Source organism: Octadecabacter antarcticus 307 (assembly GCF_000155675.2).
In the GTDB taxonomy this organism is placed as follows: domain Bacteria; phylum Pseudomonadota; class Alphaproteobacteria; order Rhodobacterales; family Rhodobacteraceae; genus Octadecabacter; species Octadecabacter antarcticus.
Window position 1 is genome coordinate 2848135 of the sequence record NC_020911.1, and the last position, 17317, is coordinate 2865451.

General features: G+C 55.0%; 17 protein-coding genes. 8 read left to right on the forward strand and 9 right to left on the reverse strand.

The window, feature by feature from the left end:
* Positions 1 to 103: 103 nt before the first annotated feature.
* From OAN307_RS14445 to mmsB, 8 genes are all read left to right on the forward strand, one after another.
* Positions 104 to 1606 (forward strand): CoA-acylating methylmalonate-semialdehyde dehydrogenase, encoded by a 1503-nt coding sequence (locus OAN307_RS14445; RefSeq protein WP_044044778.1) that lies wholly within the window; start codon positions 104 to 106, stop codon positions 1604 to 1606.
* A 328-nt stretch (positions 1607 to 1934) separates the two neighbouring features.
* Complete coding sequence (locus tag OAN307_RS14450; RefSeq protein ID WP_144055585.1) at positions 1935 to 2126, forward strand: hypothetical protein; 192 nt, start codon at positions 1935 to 1937, stop codon at positions 2124 to 2126.
* A gap of 105 nt (positions 2127 to 2231) precedes the next feature.
* Positions 2232 to 2564: a plastocyanin/azurin family copper-binding protein gene (locus OAN307_RS14455; protein ID WP_015500415.1), complete on the forward strand. Its 333-nt coding sequence runs from the start codon at positions 2232 to 2234 to the stop codon at positions 2562 to 2564.
* Positions 2565 to 2642: 78 nt separating this feature from the next.
* Positions 2643 to 3197: a L,D-transpeptidase gene (locus OAN307_RS14460; protein ID WP_015500416.1), complete on the forward strand. Its 555-nt coding sequence runs from the start codon at positions 2643 to 2645 to the stop codon at positions 3195 to 3197.
* Positions 3198 to 3232: 35 nt separating this feature from the next.
* Positions 3233 to 4351 carry a carboxylate-amine ligase gene (locus OAN307_RS14465; protein WP_015500417.1) on the forward strand — a complete coding sequence of 373 codons (1119 nt, stop codon included), beginning with the start codon at positions 3233 to 3235 and terminating at the stop codon, positions 4349 to 4351.
* Between the two features lie 2 nt (positions 4352 to 4353).
* Complete coding sequence (locus OAN307_RS14470; protein WP_015500418.1) at positions 4354 to 5490, forward strand: acyl-CoA dehydrogenase family protein; 1137 nt, start codon at positions 4354 to 4356, stop codon at positions 5488 to 5490.
* Positions 5487 to 6530, forward strand: coding sequence for an enoyl-CoA hydratase/isomerase family protein (locus OAN307_RS14475; RefSeq protein WP_015500419.1), 1044 nt, complete (start codon positions 5487 to 5489; stop codon positions 6528 to 6530). The genes OAN307_RS14470 and OAN307_RS14475 overlap by 4 nt, the downstream gene beginning before the upstream one ends.
* Positions 6527 to 7420, forward strand: coding sequence for a 3-hydroxyisobutyrate dehydrogenase (gene mmsB / locus OAN307_RS14480; RefSeq protein ID WP_015500420.1), 894 nt, complete (start codon positions 6527 to 6529; stop codon positions 7418 to 7420). Before OAN307_RS14475 ends, mmsB begins: the two co-directional genes overlap by 4 nt.
* Here mmsB and uvrA read toward each other — a convergent pair whose 3' ends face one another.
* From uvrA to queA, 9 genes are all read right to left on the reverse strand, one after another.
* Positions 7421 to 10279, reverse strand: coding sequence for an excinuclease ABC subunit UvrA (gene uvrA, locus OAN307_RS14485; protein WP_015500421.1), 2859 nt, complete (start codon positions 10277 to 10279; stop codon positions 7421 to 7423).
* Between the two features lie 90 nt (positions 10280 to 10369).
* A complete protein-coding gene (locus OAN307_RS14490; protein WP_044043805.1) occupies positions 10370 to 11530 on the reverse strand; it encodes an MFS transporter in 1161 nt (386 codons plus the stop codon).
* A 156-nt stretch (positions 11531 to 11686) separates the two neighbouring features.
* On the reverse strand, positions 11687 to 13075 hold the full coding sequence (gene lpdA / locus OAN307_RS14495; protein ID WP_044044779.1) for a dihydrolipoyl dehydrogenase: 1389 nt from the start codon (positions 13073 to 13075) through the stop codon (positions 11687 to 11689).
* A gap of 81 nt (positions 13076 to 13156) precedes the next feature.
* Entirely contained in the window at positions 13157 to 13603 is a 447-nt protein-coding gene (locus OAN307_RS14500) for a GGDEF domain-containing protein (RefSeq protein ID WP_083903011.1), read from the reverse strand.
* A 1-nt stretch (position 13604) separates the two neighbouring features.
* Positions 13605 to 13823, reverse strand: coding sequence for a hypothetical protein (locus OAN307_RS14505; RefSeq protein WP_015500425.1), 219 nt, complete (start codon positions 13821 to 13823; stop codon positions 13605 to 13607).
* A gap of 103 nt (positions 13824 to 13926) precedes the next feature.
* Positions 13927 to 14511: a DUF924 family protein gene (locus OAN307_RS14510; protein ID WP_044044783.1), complete on the reverse strand. Its 585-nt coding sequence runs from the start codon at positions 14509 to 14511 to the stop codon at positions 13927 to 13929.
* 79 nt (positions 14512 to 14590) lie between these two features.
* Entirely contained in the window at positions 14591 to 15856 is a 1266-nt protein-coding gene (locus OAN307_RS14515) for an MFS transporter (RefSeq protein WP_015500427.1), read from the reverse strand.
* 182 nt (positions 15857 to 16038) lie between these two features.
* Complete coding sequence (locus OAN307_RS14520) at positions 16039 to 16260, reverse strand: hypothetical protein (RefSeq protein WP_144055586.1); 222 nt, start codon at positions 16258 to 16260, stop codon at positions 16039 to 16041.
* Positions 16261 to 16263: 3 nt separating this feature from the next.
* Positions 16264 to 17316, reverse strand: a complete 1053-nt coding sequence (gene queA / locus OAN307_RS14525) for a tRNA preQ1(34) S-adenosylmethionine ribosyltransferase-isomerase QueA (RefSeq protein ID WP_015500428.1) — start codon at positions 17314 to 17316, stop codon at positions 16264 to 16266.
* Between the last annotated feature and the right edge of the window lies 1 nt (position 17317).

Sequence of the window (17317 nt, forward strand, 5' to 3'; positions counted from 1 at the left end):
AGGCTATGATGTGGTCAGAAATCCAAACGTGTACATACGTGCTGTGTACAGGCTGTGTACACCCTGTGTACGCCTGTCACCGCCCAAAAACCGGAGCTTGATCATGACAACCGAATTCACCCACTTCATTGGCGGCGAACACGTCAAAGGCACATCTGGCCGTTTCGCCGATGTCTTCAATCCGGCAACGGGCGAGGTACAGGGCCGTGTGCCACTGGCCACCGCTGCTGAACTGGATCACGCAGTCACAATCGCCGCCGCCGCCCAACCCAAATGGGCTGCAACGAACCCACAACGCCGTGCGCGCGTGTTGATGGCCTTCGTGGGCTTACTGAACCGCGACATGGATAAGCTCGCTGAAGCGCTATCGCGCGAGCATGGCAAAACCATCCCCGATGCCAAAGGCGACGTTCAACGTGGCCTTGAAGTTGTGGAATATTGCATCGGTGCGCCCGAACTGCTGAAGGGCGAATATACCGACGGTGCAGGCCCTGGAATCGACATTTACTCCATGCGCCAAGCCCTTGGTGTAACTGCAGGAATCACGCCATTCAACTTCCCGGCAATGATCCCCATGTGGATGTTCGCGCCTGCCATCGCCTGTGGCAACGCCTTCATCCTAAAGCCCTCCGAACGCGATCCGTCCGTGCCATTGATGCTTGCTGAATTGCTCGAAGAAGCCGGCCTGCCTGCCGGTATCATCCAAGTTGTGAACGGTGACAAAGAAGCAGTCGATGCGATCATCGACAACGACACGATCCAATCCATCGGCTTTGTCGGATCCACCCCAATCGCTGAATATATCTACGGTCGCGGCTGTTCTAACGGCAAGCGTGTCCAGTGTTTTGGCGGCGCGAAAAACCACATGATCATCATGCCTGATGCTGACCTCGATCAAGCGGCTGATGCACTGGTCGGCGCAGGCTACGGTGCTGCGGGTGAACGCTGCATGGCGATTTCTGTTGCTGTCCCCGTGGGCGAAGAAACTGCGGACCGTCTGATCGAAAAGCTGATCCCACGCATCGAAAAACTGCGTGTCGGCCCCTACACAGGTGGCGATGATGTTGACTACGGTCCGGTCGTGACCGCAGCCGCAAAAGCGAATATTCTCAAGATGATAGAAGGTGGAATTGATGCAGGTGCTGAGCTTGTGGTTGATGGTCGCGGCTTCAAACTGCAAGGCTATGAAGACGGCTTTTTCGTTGGCCCACACCTGTTTGACCGCGTCACACCAGACATGGAAATCTATCAGAAAGAGATTTTTGGACCCGTCCTGTCCTGCGTGCGCGCCGCATCCTACGAAGAAGCGCTGGGTCTCGCGATGGATCACGAAATGGGCAACGGCACTGCGATTTTCACCCGCGACGGCGACGCCGCGCGTGACTTTGCCAGCCGCGTCAACGTCGGCATGATCGGCATCAACGTTCCGATCCCCGTGCCGCTGGCCTATCACACCTTCGGCGGCTGGAAAAAATCCGTCTTTGGCGACCTGAACCAACACGGCCCTGACGCGTTCAAGTTCTACACACGTACGAAAACCGTAACCTCGCGCTGGCCGTCTGGCATCAAACAAGGTGGCGAATTCAACTTTAAAGCAATGGACTAATCTTTTCGTTTGATCATCGCGTCCGCCCCATTGTTTTACCCCCCTTCGGATTGTTTTCCGAAGGGGGGTAAATTTGAAGGTAAAAAATGCCTGTTGTGTACGCTTTTTTTTCGAATTCACAGTTATATTACATTCGCTATCACGGGCGTGTCACCTTCGATGAGATCACGAATGCCCTGCGGGAATTCTCACGCGAACCCGCGTTGGAGCATGGCCAGCCGCATTTTTCGACTTTAGCCAGATCACCAGTTATGAAGTTGACTACCCGAAATTCCTTAAATTGATGGCTATACTTGTCGATGTTCACCCCAGCAGCGAGGGGGGACTGATGAACGTTTTTCACGCGCCGTCCGGTTCGCATACTGAAATGGCGGAAATGGTGCGTAAACTTTGGGAAGGATCTGGCACGATCTTAGTTCGTGTCTGCAACACCCGAGAACAGGCCTTCGCCATTTTGGGTGGCATGCGCAACGATCTGCTTGCACACATAAAAACGTTTCGTGAAGGTCTTTCTTTCTGAACGCTTCAACAGTTTTTGCAGATATACGAAACCAAATGCGCGCAGCATGCGTTGCGCATACAATCCGTCTATTTTGGGCGGGTCCAATATTTGAAAGGATACATCATGACCACCACCCGTCGCAATTTCCTCCGCACAGGCGCCGCAACACTTGCCGCCCTGCCTGTTCTGGCCGCTCAGGCGCAAACAACGCATACCGTTACCATCAAGAATTTCGCGTTTTCCCCCGCCGATCTGACAATCGCTGCTGGCGACACAGTGACATGGGTTAACGACGACAGCACATCTCATAGTGCATGGGAAGACAGTGGCAACACGTTCGATACTGGCCTGATCCGCCCCGCTGGCTCGGCCAGCCAGACGTTTTCCGGCACTGGCTCATTCTCCTACCGCTGCCGCCCACACGGCAATATGCGCGGCTCGATCACCGTCGGGTAATGCGCGGATTCACGTAGGCGTGAATTGACGTGGCTTGATCCAACAGCCCATCCGTGTGAATGCTTAAATAACACACGGATGGAGACCCTTATGCAGACCAAACGCAGCTTTATTATTGGCGCCGCAGCTACCCTTGCGACCCCGCTCGTTGTGAACGCACAAGAAGCGCCGGACCGCAATTCGTCGTCCTTCGCCGCGCAAGACTGGCAGGATCATTTTTCCACTTTGGGCAATGGCGCGATATTGGCAGACATCACGTCACGTGCGCTGCACTATTGGGGGTCCGATGGCAGCTACCGATTGTACCCGTCCTCAGTGCCAATGTCCGAGGAACTAACACGACGTGGATATTCCGAAATTGTGCGCAAACGTGTTGGCCCCACGTGGACGCCCACACAATCCATGCGTGAACGCGATCCTACCCTGCCCCAAATGATGGAGTCAGGTGAGCCGGGAAATCCACTAGGAACCCATGCGATGTACCTTGATTGGCCAGCTTACTTAATACATGGAACGCACGACACGCGCAAAATTGGCCGCCAAAGCTCGTCCGGTTGCATCGGCCTTTACAACGATCATATAGCAGAGCTGTTCGCAGTCGTGCAAACAGGGACACAAGTCCGCCTTCTTTAGCTAGACGTCACCGCCAATTCGGGTCACGCTAAGACATGATTGAACCGAATTTCACCATTGGAGTTGAGGAAGAGTACCTCCTCGTTGATGTGAAAACCCGCGCACTGGCGACAGTACCAGGTTCTCTCATGGTAGAATGCGAAACCGCGCTCGGCAGCAAAGTCAGTCCCGAATTCCTGCAATGTCAGATTGAGGTCGGCACCGGTATCTGCGCCACGGCAAACGAAGCGTTTGATGATCTCGCACACCTGCGCCGCACGATCCGCGATTGCGCGGCAAAATACTGCCTCGCCCCGATTGCCGCGTCCTGCCATCCGTCGGCGGATTGGAAAGACCAGAGCCACACCAACGAAGACCGTTACAACCAGCTAAAGGATGATCTTGGCGGCGTCGGTCGGCGCATGTTGATCTGTGGCATGCATGTCCACGTTGGGCTGGATGACGATGCGCTGCGGGCTGATCTGATGGGACAACTCAGCTATTTCCTACCGCATCTTTTGGCGCTCTCAGTGTCCTCCCCATTTTGGCAGGGCGACGACACGGGCCTTGCATCCTACCGTTTGTCGGTCTTTGACAATCTGCCCCGTACGGGTTTGCCACCCAACTTGACCAGCTGGGGCGAATACCAACGTTCCGTGCAAGCGCTTGTCGATCTTGGCGTGATCGAAGACAGTTCAAAAATCTGGTGGGATCTGCGCCCGTCGGCCAATTTTCCGACGCTGGAAACGCGAATATGCGATGTTTCCCCACGTCTTAGCCACACAGTCGGGTTGGCCGCTTTGGTGCAGTGTCTGACACGGATGCTGTGGCGGCTGCGCATCAAAAACCAGCGCTGGCGGCAATATGACAGCTTTTTAGTGCAGGAAAATCGCTGGCGTGCGCAGCGGTATGGCATTTCAAAAGGTCTGATCGACTTTGGTCGTGGGGAAATCGTGCCATTCGCCGATCTATTTGATGAATTGCTTACCTTGGTCGAAAAAGACGCAGATATTTTGCAATGCACCACCGCCCTAGAAGGCCTGCGTGACATTATCACCGGCGGCACCAGCAGCGACCGCCAACGCGCGGTGTTTGCGGCGACGAACGGCGATACGTCAGCCAAAATGAATGCCGTCGTCGACCACCTTATCGCTGAATTCAGTGAGGACCTGTAGACATGGATTTCGCGCTATCGCAAGAACAAGCTGCCATCTATGACATGGCCCACGCGTTCGGCGCAGAGCACATCGCGCCGCATGCCCGCGATTGGGACGCTGCGGGCATAATCCCACGCGATCTATGGCCCAAGCTTGCAGAACTCGGGTTCGGTGGGCTTTACGTGTCTGAGGCGTCTGGCGGTACCGCGCTGACCCGCCTTGATGGGACGCTGGTCTTCGAGGCGCTATCTGCGTCCTGTGCATCCGTCGCCGCATTCCTGTCGATCCACAATATGTGTGCAAAAATGATCGACGACTTCGGCTCAGAAGCGATGAAGGCCCGTTTTCTGCCGACAGTTCTTTCAATGGAAACCATCCTGTCCTACTGCTTGACCGAACCCGCCAGCGGGTCGGACGCAGCATCCCTTAAGACCAAAGCGGACGTCACAGACACTGGATACGCCCTGACTGGTAACAAGGCATTCATCTCAGGTGGCGGCTATTCCGACGCCTACATCGTTATGGCCAGCACGGGCGTGTCAGGACCAAAAGGCATCTCGGCATTCGTTGTTGAAAGCGGCGCTGAGGGGGTGAGTTTTGGCGGCTTGGAAGACAAAATGGGGTGGCGTTCACAACCCACACGCCAAGTCCAATTGGAAAAGTGCAATATTTCTGGTGATAATTTGCTGGGTGTGATCGATCAAGGTTTCAAATATGCAATGAAAGGCCTTGATGGGGGGCGTTTGAACATTGCGGCATGTTCCATTGGTGCAGCGCAATCCGCGCTCGATAAAACCATTCATTACATGGCCGAACGCCAAGCCTTTGGTCAATCGCTTGACCAGTTCCAAGCTCTGCAATTTCGTCTTGCGGATATGGAAATTGACATGCAATCCGCCCGCACATTCCTGCGCCAAGCTGCGTGGAAACTTGACTGCCAAGACCCCGACGCAACGGTCTTTTGTGCCATGGCCAAAAAGCTGTGCACCGAAACCGGATCACGCATCGCCGACCAATGCCTGCAACTGCACGGTGGCTACGGCTACCTTGCTGATTATGGCATTGAAAAAATAGTACGCGACCTGCGCGTGCATCAAATCCTCGAAGGGACCAACGAAATTATGCGCGTCATCACTGCACGGCATCTGATCAAATGAGCGACATAAACATCCGCAAGGACGGCGTCGCGGGCCGCATCACACTAAACCGCGCCGACGCATTAAATGCGTTGACGTGGGACATGTGTTTGACGATCGAAACCGCCCTCGACACTTGGGCGGACAACCCTGACATCTCACTTCTCATCATTGATGGCGCAGGCGACAAAGCGTTCTGTGCCGGTGGCGATATCCAGGAAATGTACGCAACTGGAACGGCGGGTGATTACAGCTACGGGACCCGTTTTTGGCGTGATGAATACCGCATGAACGCGAAACTGTTCCAATTCCCCAAGCCCGTTGTCACATTGCTACAGGGCTTTACCATGGGTGGCGGTGTCGGGGTCGGTTGCCACGGATCGCATCGCATCGTCTGCGAAAACAGCCAGATCGCCATGCCCGAAGTGTCCATTGGCCTTGTACCCGACGTCGGTGGATCGCTCATCCTCGCCCGCGCGCCCGGGCGTTTGGGCGAATATCTTGGCCTCACGGCTGATCGCATGGACGCCGCTGACGCCATCTACACGGGCTTTGCCGACTATTTCATCCCGCAAATCGAATGGCCCACCCTGATCAAAGGACTGACAGAAACCGGTGATTGGTCCGCCGTTGATCGCGCCGCACAATCACCGCCCGCCGCCCGTCTTGCCACATGGCAGGCCGATATCGATGCCGTTTTTGGCGGCCAATCTCTCGCTGATATTTGGCGCGCTATGCCGGCTAAATTACCAGACGCTTTGGTCCACGCGCAAAAACTGATGAACCGCCATTCGCCATTATCCCTGTGCGCCACCGTCGGTTTGATCCACAAAGTCCGCATGACCGACACGATTGAGGCTGCTTTGATGCACGAATTCCGCTTCACGTCCCGCGCGATGGAACGCGGTGACTTTATCGAAGGCATACGCGCCGCGATTATTGATCGTGACAAAACCCCAAAATGGCGTCACCCGTCTTGGCGCGACGTTACCGGCGCAGATGTGGTTGCGATGACATATCCAGCCAAGCCGCCGCTTGATTTAACAGGAAAAACAAAATGAAAATCGCATTTATCGGTCTTGGTAATATGGGCGCACCGATGGCGCGCTGTCTGATCGCTGCGGGGCATGACGTGACAGGGTTTGACCCCATTGCCACACCTGATGGCGTCCCCTGCGCACCACGCCTGCAAGACGCAGTGGCGGATGCGAATGTGGTTATCACCATGCTGCCCAACGGGGATATTCTGCGCGCTGTGGCGGGAGACATTCACCCCACAATGACGCAAGGTGCGGTGCATCTGGATTGCTCAACAGTGGACGTGCAATCAGCACGCGATGTCGCCCAAGCTGCTGAAGGTGCGGGTTTATTTGCAATTGATGCACCCGTATCTGGCGGCATGGGCGGGGCTGCAAACGGCACACTGACCTTTATGGCGGGCGGACCCGCTGACGCCTTCGCCACCGTGCAACCCCTCTTTGACATCATGGGCCAGAAGGCCGTTCATTGCGGCGACGCGGGCGCGGGACAGGCGGCGAAAATATGCAACAACATGATCCTCGGCGCGACGATGATCGCGACCTGCGAGGCCTTTGCGCTGGCCGACAAGCTTGGCCTTGACCGCCAATCCATGTTCGATGTGGTGTCAACATCGTCAGGCTATTCATGGTCGATGAATGCCTATTGTCCGGCCCCCGGCATTGGCCCGAACAGCCCTGCCGACAATGCCTATACGCCCGGATTTTCTGCCGCATTGATGCTTAAGGACCTGCGCCTTAGCCAGCAAGCAGCCGAGGCTGTTGACGCCGACACGCCAATGGGGGCCCGCGCAACGCAGCTTTACGCCGACTTCGTGGAATTGCACGGCATGGGCGGCATGGATTTTTCAGCCATGCTGCCGCATTTGATGGACAAGCCCCGAGATCAACCCCGTGACAAGCTCCCTAGCTGATTATTCTGCTGCGACGGAATTGGGCAGTAACATCTGTTTGAGATAGCGCCCGGTGTGGGATGCCTCGACCTCAGCGATCTCTTCGGGCGTGCCCACAGCCACAACCTGACCACCTTTGTCGCCACCTTCGGGGCCAATATCAATCACATGATCAGCAGTTTTCACAACATCCAGATTATGCTCGATCACAATAACCGTGTTGCCGCCTTCAACCAGTTCATGCAGCACCTCGAGCAGTTTCCGAACGTCCTCAAAATGCAGACCCGTCGTAGGTTCATCAAGAATATACAATGTACGACCCGTTGACTGCTTGGCGAGTTCTTTGGACAGCTTCACGCGCTGCGCCTCCCCACCCGACAATGTCGTCGCTTGCTGGCCAACCTTAATATAGCCAAGTCCGACGCGCACCAACGCATCCATCTTGGTGCGAATACTCGGTACCGCCTTAAAGAACACCTGTGCTTCTTGGACATTCATGTCCAAAATGTCGGCAATTGACATGCCTTTGAACCGGACTTCCAGCGTCTCGCGGTTGTAGCGTTTACCTTTACAGGTCTCACACTCCACATAAACGTCAGGTAGAAAGTGCATCTCGATCTTGATCACTCCGTCGCCTTTACACGCCTCACAGCGCCCACCTTTAACGTTGAAACTAAACCGTCCGGGTTTGTATCCGCGCGCCTTTGATTCTGGCAATCCAGCGAACCAATCGCGAATTGGCGTGAATGCACCGGTATAGGTCGCGGGGTTGGACCGCGGCGTGCGCCCAATCGGGCGCTGGTCAATATCGATGACTTTATCGAGGTGTTCGAGCCCCTTTATCGTCTCACACGGTGCAGGCGTCTGGCGCGCACCGTTCAGCGCCATGGACGCCGTTTTGAACAAGGTCTCAATCGTCAACGTTGATTTACCGCCACCCGATACACCCGTCACGCAGACAAACATGCCAAGCGGAAAATCTACGGTGATCGCTTGAAGATTGTTACCGCTAGCCTTTTTGACGGTGACTATCTTCTTGTTACCTCTACGACGGATTTTGGGGATCGCAATGGATCGACGGCCCGCCAGATAATCCCCTGTAATGCTATCAGGGTTCGCAATAATTTCAGCTGGCGTGCCTTTGGCAACCACGCGGCCACCATGAATCCCCGCCCCCGGTCCGATGTCGAAAACATAATCCGCTTCACGCACAGCTTCTTCGTCATGTTCGACGACGATCACAGTATTACCTTGATCGCGCAGGTTTTTTAGCGTTGTCAGCAGACGGTCATTGTCGCGTTGGTGCAACCCAATCGACGGTTCATCAAGCACATACAGCACACCCTGCAAGCCCGACCCGATTTGGCTGGCAAGCCTGATCCGCTGGCTTTCGCCACCCGACAAGGTGCCCGAATTGCGCGACAGCGACAGATATTCAAGGCCAACATTGTTCAGAAACCCAAGCCGTTCACGGATTTCTTTCAGGATCGCCACCGCGATCTCATTCTTCTGCTTGCTCAGCGCGTCAGGCACCGATTTGCACCATTCATACGCTTCTTTGATCGACATCTGTACAATTTGACCAACATGCAGACCGCCGATTTTCACCGCCAATGCCTCTTCGCGTAGACGGTATCCCCCACAGGTGCCACAGGACCGATTATTTTGATAACGTTCAAATTCTTCGCGAATCCAACTGCTGTCCGTCTCACGGTAGCGACGTTCCATATTCGGGATCACGCCCTCGAAAGAGCGGGACACTTCATAGACCCGCCCGCCTTCGTCATAGCGAAATTTAATCTCCTCATCGCCTGACCCATGCAGGAATACCTGCTGCACAAACGCCGGTAAATCCTTCCAGCGGTCGTTCCCGTTGAATTCATAATGCTTGGCAATCGCCTCAATCGTTTGCAGGAAATACGGGCTTTTGCCTTTACGCCACGGGGCCAAGGCGCCGTCGTAAATCTTTAGCGTTTGATCCGGCACCACCAGTTGGTCATCAAAAAACAGCTCAACCCCGAGCCCGTCACAGGATTGGCAAGCCCCAAACGGCGCGTTGAACGAAAACAGACGCGGCTCAATCTCGGGAATGGTGAATCCTGACACGGGGCAGGCAAACTTCTCAGAGAATGTGAGCCGCTCAGCCTCACCTTCCTTTGGCGCAGTCTCAAGAACCGTGATGCCATCCGCCAGATCAAGTGCTGTGCGGAAACTGTCGGCAAGCCGTGTTTCCAAACCTTCGCGGACCACGATGCGGTCCACAACCACGTCGATGTCGTGGCGGAATTTTTTGTCCAACGTGGGCGGTTCATCAAGCTCATAGAACTCCCCATCCACCTTGACCCGCGTAAATCCCTGCTTGCGAAGCTCAAGAAATTCCTTGCGATATTCGCCTTTGCGGTCGCGCACAATCGGGGCCAAAAGGAACCCTCGTGTCCCCTCCTCCATAGCCATGACGCGATCCACCATGTCCTGCACTTGTTGGGCTTCAATTGGCAAACCGGTCGTCGGCGAATACGGCGTGCCGACGCGTGCGAACAGCAAACGCATGTAGTCGTAAATTTCAGTCACCGTACCGACAGTCGATCGCGGATTCTTCGATGTCGTTTTCTGTTCAATCGAAATCGCAGGCGACAGACCGGAAATGTGATCCACATCCGGTTTTCCCATCATATCAAGAAACTGACGCGCATAAGCCGAAAGCGATTCTACATACCGGCGCTGCCCCTCGGCATAGATCGTATCAAAGGCCAGCGATGACTTCCCCGATCCAGAAAGCCCCGTAATAACAACGAGTTTATTACGAGGAATATCAACATCGATGTTCTTGAGGTTATGTTCGCGCGCACCGCGTACTTCGATATTTTTCAGCTCAGCCATGTCATAACCCCATAATTCTTCCTACCACATAGTGACCCAACTCGCTGTGACCAGCCCCCATCTAGAACATAATGCGAACATATGGAAGAATTAACCGATGTCTGCTGATATTGGTACGGCGCGGGGCGCAGCTTGGCGCGCGGCGCGGTAAGCCAGCCCCGAAAAGACAGCGCCCGCGATGCAAATTGCGATGCTGACCCCGGCAATCCCCCAAAGGCTGCCCGCAACCAGTGCGAAGATCGGCGTGCCACTGAACGTGCCAATATTTCCGAGCTGCGCCATGGCCCCGTTTGCGCGGGCTTGATCGCGCGGCGCGTCGTTCAATTCCGGTACGGCAGCAAAATTCGCGCCCGCTGTCAGGCCCGTTGCAAACATCGCGCAAAGTGCCACCACGATGGATCCCGTTGCACCCATGACCGTAAACAAAACCCCTGCCACAACAAACCCCCAAACCGACAATTTTGATGCCGCGATTTTGCGGGCAACAAAGCCGCTGACAAACGTGCCAGACAGATTTGCCAGCGGCAAAACTGCCGTCAGCCATTTTGCGTTTAACGCCGATGGTAGGAATGCCACCAATGCAATAAAGATCGACGTGTAAATTCCGTGTCCCAATCCCGGCGCAAAATACCGCGGGCTTGAATATATCGCGCGGTGAACGGCCACGACATTGGGCATCGCGCCGCCGCCTGCCATCACCCGCGGCAATATCCACCACAAAACCGGAAACAGAATCGCCAACAACAGGCCATGCCCGAGATAAACCGCGTGCACACCGCCCCATGCCTGAACATCCGGCACGATCAAGGCCAGCACCGCATAACTTACGCCAAAAAACGTGCCCCAGATTCCCATTACGACACTTTTGTCGGATGGTTTTGCCAAGGCCACCATCATAGTCGGCAGGGCCACGACCAATAGTAAGTGTCCAAACCCTTCCAGCACCCGGGTCGCCATGAACGCGGCAAACGGCATCTCTAAATCTTGTAAGATTGACAGCGCCGCCGACATGACAACAGCCCACAAAACCGCCCGTCGCACACCGATTTTAGACACAAAAAAGCCCGCCAGCGCGCCGCCCAAAATACCAACAATCGACACGCCTGAAACCGCCAAAGGCACCGACCCGTTTGGATAAAGAGCCTGCAGCGCCCCCAACGTCAGTGTCAGTTTGCCAAATTGCGCAGCGGCCAAAAGGCCTGTGGTCCACAACAGTAAAATCAACGGCCACTTGGTTTTAAAATCTCTCATGGCGCGTGGCTACGCCTGTGCGCACGGCCGCGCAAGACACGAAAAAGGGCACCGTTGCAGGTGCCCTTCTGGAAAGTGGTGGGTCCTTGAAACATGCGCGAAATCTATTGGCTTTGCCAATCTCTGCCTCGCACACATGTAAATCGCTTCTGCAATTTACATGTGAATAACGCGATCATAGGCATCCAGAACGCTTTCGTGCATCATTTCCGACAAAGTCGGGTGCGGGAAAACGGTTTCCATCAAGTCTTCTTCGGTGGTCTCAAGCTTGCGACCAATGACGTAGCCCTGGATTAGTTCGGTGACTTCTGCACCAATCATGTGCGCGCCCAAAAGTTCACCGGTTTTGGCATCGAAAATCGTCTTTACCATGCCATCGACCTCACCCAAAGCAATCGCCTTGCCGTTGCCAATGAACGGGAAGCGACCAACCTTGATCTTATATCCCAATTCTTTGGCCTTGGCTTCGGTGTAACCAACGGATGCAACCTGCGGGTGGCAGTAGGTGCAGCCAGCAATGGTTTCGGGCTTCACCGGATGCGCTGATTTGCCAGCGATCAGATCGGCCACCATGGTGCCTTCGTGGGATGCTTTGTGGGCCAACCAAGGCGCGCCCGCGATGTCGCCGATGGCATAAATTCCATCCACACCAGTACGGCAATATTCGTCCGTCACCACATGCGTGCGATCAAGCTTCACACCGACCTCTTCCAGGCCAAGGCCTTCGACATTCCCGACAATACCAACAGCGGAAATGACAGTGTCAAATTCCATCTTCTCGACTTTGCCGCCGACTTCGATGTGCGCCGTCACCTTTCCGCCGCCGTTCTTGTTGGGGGCACGATCGAGCTGTTTGACCATCGCCTTTTCCATTATTTTCATGCCCTGCTTAACAAAGGCTTTCTTTGCGAAGGCCGAAATCTCAGCGTCCTCAACAGGCAAAACACGATCCATGACCTCTACCACTGTCGTGTCCGCACCCAAGGTGTTGTAAAAGCTTGCAAATTCAATGCCGATTGCACCCGATCCGATGACCAGCAACTTCTTTGGCATGCGCACCGGTTCCAACGCCGCGCGGTAGGTCCAGACCAGATCGCCATCCGCCTCAAGTCCTGGCAATTCGCGCGCGCGCGCGCCGGTCGCAACGACGATGTTCTTGGCGGTCAATTCTTCAACGCCCTTGTCAGTCTTAACCGAAACTTTTCCCTTGGTGGTAATTTTCGCTTCACCCATGATGACGCTGCATTTGTTCTTTTTCAAAAGGTGGCCAATGCCCCCTGACAATTGCCCCGCAACCCCGCGTGAACGTTTCACGACGGCTGGAAGATCGAATTTAATACCGTCTGCAGACAGGCCAAATTCTTTGGCGCGGTGCATTAGGTGGAACACTTCGGCGCTGCGCAACATTGCTTTGGTCGGGATACATCCCCAATTCAGGCAAATCCCACCCAGACTTTCGCGTTCAATAACGCAGACCTTCAGCCCCAATTGCGCGCCTCTAATAGCCGCCACATACCCACCAGGGCCTGCACCGATTACGATCATATCAAACTGTTTTGCTGCGTTCTGGGCCAAGCTGGAATCCTCCTTATCCGAATTTAGTTTAGTATTAAACTAAATTTCAGATCAGAACCAGTGACCCGGTGTCAATTCAGCTATGCGTCGCCGACACAGCTTGGGTAAGCTAGGATTTTGCGACTTCGACGCGGATGCGCCCTCCCCTGCTTTAGCGACGCAAAGCGCCTCATCCGCGCACTTCATCAGAACGCTCGGCGGAGTGGAATTACCTGTGTAGGCCACCACACCCGACGAGATAGTGACGCATGGCAGTGGCCCGAGTGCAATCCGCACCTCAATGGCTGCAACATCGCTGCGCAGACGTTCGGCACGGGCGACCGCTTCGTCCAGATCGGCTTTGGGCAACGGCAGCGCAAATTCCTCGCCGCCGGTACGGACACAAACCGCGTCATCAAGCATCACAGCAACCATTCGTTCAGCCAGTGCGCGTAGCACTATATCACTCGCCTCATAGCCATGATTGTCGTTGAACGTCTTAAATATAGGCGATATTATATTAGACTAACCAGCTATCAGTTCGGAGTGAATCATTCAGCTTGCTGGCGATCCTGATGGCATCACGATCAAGGTCAAGCACGTCGAAAACGCGGGTGTTGTTCAAGTCACAGGTGCCATCAGGCGACCAGACGGTAATCCCCTGCTCCATCACATTCATAATCTGCGTGGTCAGCATCAGATCGCCAGCATCGTCCCCACGAATGTCCTGCCAAGACACAGGCGCGCCTGCTTAAATCTTTTCTGGTTTAGTCATGCTTGTCCATTGCCGATCAACGGCGAACCAGCATCAAAGCCCGTTACGATCCAGTTAAAGGCTCACTTTAGGCGGGTGTTTTCGCATCAACAATCCGAAGTGCCGATGCGTATCCGCCGTCTTTCATCCAGCTCGCTTCTGCAGATGTGGTCGCGCGATCAAGGGCTTCGTTGCGAAATGGAAACCGCCCGAACTGGCGAATAATCTCACGATGTACGCGGGCATGGCGCAAGCTGTCTGGCCCACCTTCCGGCATCCGCGTTTTCATCAACCGACAGCATCGGTCTTGATCAATCAGGTTTTCGGAATGCATCAAAGGCATATAAAAGAATTGGCGTACGGGTTCGGGGATGCGCAAATCCCAGTCGCGTTCAATGGCAATCTTAGCCGCCGCACGCGCGCTTTTATCTGTCGCAAAGGCATCTGCATGACCACGATGCATATTGCGCGGCAATTGGTCGGCCAGCACGATATAGCCAAGGATTCCAACCGGTGACGTCAACCAAAGCCCACAGGCGCCCATGCGCGCCTCACGCCAAGTGGTGGCAAATTTCTCACGTACCTCGTCGTCAAGTTCGGCGCTGCCGCTGTACCAACCAACGGGCCCGACTTCATCGACCCAATACGATAATACCTGTTCAGGAGTGACCATCGTCGTCCCTTTCAATCCCATCTCATGCCCCAAATCTAACCGTTACAGAAACCATAAGCTCTGGCAACCTTTAGGAATTTTACTGGGCCTCTGCCGCTTGGTCTTCCAGATCAGTTTCGATGTAAATCTCTTGCGCAACCCCCATGGCGACAGGCGACGCGCTGGCCATAACCGGAGAGTACGACACCTGATCCTCAACGGCAGTATCACTTGGCCGTTGCAAAATACGCACCAATCCATAAGCAGCCATCGCCAACATCAACAGCGCAACAACAACCCAGAAATAAGCCTCACCAAAGACACCCATAACATAGCCCAGCAAGATCGGACCCATGATCGCGCCAACACCGTTGATAAAGATAAATCCGGCAGAGGCTGCTGGCATGTCTTCGTGTTCTAGAAAGTCGTTGGCGTAAGCAATATAGAGCGCATAAAGCGGGTTCGACGTGCCGCCGACAATAGCGGCTCCGATCAGAATGATATAGTAATCTCCACCCGACATGGCGGACAGCAACGCCCCCACGCCACCCAATGTGGCCACCCCGATGATCAGTATCCGTCGATCCATCCGGTCTGACGCCCAGCCGATCGGATACTGCGCAGTCAATGCCGCAATATAGATCACGGAGACGAGCAGCGAAATCTGCCCGACGCTCAGCCCCGCTTGCGTGCCGTAAACCGCCGTCATACCAAACTGCGCCGCAAACACACCGCCCAGCAAAAACATCCCCACAGAGGCAAATGGCGATGTTTTTACTAGATTATGGATACTCATGGGTCGTGTGGTTTCGAAGGTGGGTGTCGGCGACACCGACAACAAAATCGGCGCAAAGGCCAGCGACACCAGAACTGACGGGATGATGAACAACACAAAGCCGCCAACGTCACCGATGCTAAGAATACCCTGCGCCACAACGATGCCCGACATCTGCGCCAACATATATACGCTAAGCGATTTGCCGCGGTTTTCGTTGGTTGCGGCGTTGTTAAGCCAACTTTCCGCCGTTACATAAACGCCAGAAAAACAGAACCCGATGACAACACGGCCAAGCGTCCATGCCCAGACTTCGATCAACACAGGGTACAATATCAAAACGGCTGAAACCGTCGACCCAAGCGCGGCAAACACCCGCACGTGCCCAACCCTGCGGATCATTTCCGGCGCGAGGCGTGACCCACCCAAGAACCCAAGGAAATAAGCCGACATGATGATCGACATATGAAAGGTCGAAAAGTTCTCAAGCCCGCCACGGATACCCAGCAATGTGCCTTGCAAACCGTTGCCGACCATCAACATAAACATGCCAAGGAACAGTGCCCATGACCCTACCAAAACCTTAAGCATCCTGCGCCCTTTTCAGACTTTAACGATCCGCTGGCTAAGACATGCACCCGTCGTCAATTTGCGTCGGCTCTAAAGGCGACAAATTCCCGCCACAAGCCGTCATTTTGCGCCACAAGCGGCTTCTAGCGCATTAGTAATTGCAAAGGTATGACCCCGTGAACGAGCACTGCGACTTGGCGCACTTATTTTAGGGCTTGATCGGACTTGCCAGTCGTAAGCTTTGCCGCGATCCAGTGGCGAAACCGCGCGAACCGCATCGCGATACTCAGGCCCAATCCGACAACGATCAGCCCAAATGCCATCCCCGACCATTCCAGCACAAACATCGCGATCAGTGCCAATACCAGCACCCCCCAACGCAGCCCAAGAATGACGTTCGGCACCTGTTCAACCTTCATTGGCATCCGCTAATCCTTTGGCAGTAAAATGGATGAATCGCCGTAGCTGAAGAACCGATATTCGTTGGCAATCGCATGGGCGTAAATGTCCTTGATGCGCTGCGAGCCCATCAACGCGCTCACGAGCATCATCAGTGTCGATTTTGGTAGATGGAAATTGGTCATCAAGCCGTCGGTGATCTGAAATTCGAACCCCGGCGTGATGAAGATATCCGTCTCGCCTTCCCACGCCGCAAGCGTGCCAGACGCCCCGGCAGTTTCAATCAGACGACACGCGGTTGTGCCAACGGGGATCACACGGCCACCCGCCGCCTTTGTCGCCATGATGTCGGACGCCGACAACGCGCTGACCTGTCCCCATTCGGAATGCATGACGTGATCGGCCACATCATCAACCTTCACCGGCAAGAACGTCCCCGCCCCCACGTGCAGCGTCACGTAGCTGAATTTCACGCCCATCGCCGCCAAATCATCCAGCAACCATTGTTCAAAATGCAGGCTTGCAGTCGGCGCGGCCACTGCGCCGGAACGTGCCGCCCAAACCGTTTGATAATCCTCCTTATCAAGGTCATCCGCTGGCCGTTTGGCGGCAATATAGGGCGGCAAAGGCATCGCGCCCGCCGCGTTCAACGCCGCATCAAAATCATCACCAGTGACGTTAAAGTCCAGATACCCCATCCCATCAAAGCGGTGCACCAACACTGCCGACAGATCGTCAGAAAACACCACACGTTCCCCATCGCGCACTTTGCGCAGCGGCTTGATCAACGCAGCCCACGTGCCGTCCGCCTGCGGTTCCAGCAACGTGACTTCGATCTTGGCCAGACCCGCACCATCCGTACTTTTGCGCATACGTTCCCCGACCAGCCGAGCGGGGATCACCTTTGTGTCGTTTAGCACCAGATGATCGCCCGCCCGCAGCACCGATACGAGGTCTGTAACGCGCAAATCGCGCGTCCCATCACCGCCAGCCACCAACAGCTTTGCCGAACTGCGGGGCCGCGCGGGGCGCACGGCGATCAGCGAGTCCGGCAGATCGAAATCAAAATCGCTCAGTTTCATT